We start from the raw sequence: 761 nt of genomic DNA, 5'->3' as shown, positions 1-761 counted from the left end.
ACGGCTGTCTGATCAAATATTGCTAAAAACTTAGATCCCTTGCCATTCTTAATAAAGTGAATACGAAGTTTAAATTCTATTGTCATTTTGCTCTCCAAATTAATGAAGAGACCATAACAATCATCTACACTCTCTCATAAGCCTGACACTGTCAGTAAAAAAGGGCTTTAAAGGGGACTTTATAAGAAGAAACTATACAGTTTATAAGCCATCAGACAATAAGTGTCCGTTTAGAAACTATCATTGTTTTTTATACCTGCATAAACCATTCATTCTTTCCACAATCTTATAAGGACAGCGCCATCAGCACCAGCACCGCTGTAATGCCCATCCCCGTTAGCACCAGCACCTCCACCCCCAAAACCACGCCCTGCTTTTCCTGAAGTATGGTAACCATCTCCCGTTCCTCCAGCGCCACCCCTTGATGTATCGCCCCCAGCATCACCTCCGTTACCACTCATTTCTGCATCAATTCCTTTCGTTCCAGCATAACCATTTCCGCCTTTGGCAAGTCCTAAGAGACCATCTGTTGCCCAACCAAAGTTCCCGCCAACTCCTCCAGTACCACCAGAACCTGAGTAACGGGATGATGGGCTGGAATAATAAGCACCTCCACCACCTTTTCCTCCTGTAGCTGTCATAAAATTTTTGCCAACGGTTGTTGTGCCTCCAGAATTTCCTGTCGCACCATGCTTTGCAACAGAAGTTCCTCCTTTACCAATGATGATATCCTCATGCCCGTTTAAACTGGCTTTATAGCC

At 44.2% G+C, this 761-nt stretch carries 1 pseudogene; it reads right to left on the bottom strand.

The features are described 5' to 3' along the window. Positions 1–269: 269 nt before the first annotated feature. Positions 270–761: pseudogene (locus ACFINX_RS10280) on the bottom strand (hypothetical protein); the annotation flags it as partial.

It is taken from the genome of Bartonella sp. AP36NXGY (genome assembly GCF_042195865.1).
Taxonomy (GTDB): domain Bacteria; phylum Pseudomonadota; class Alphaproteobacteria; order Rhizobiales; family Rhizobiaceae; genus Bartonella.
Note: the sequence above shows the minus strand (reverse complement) of the source record. Positions and strands in the feature narration are given on the sequence as shown.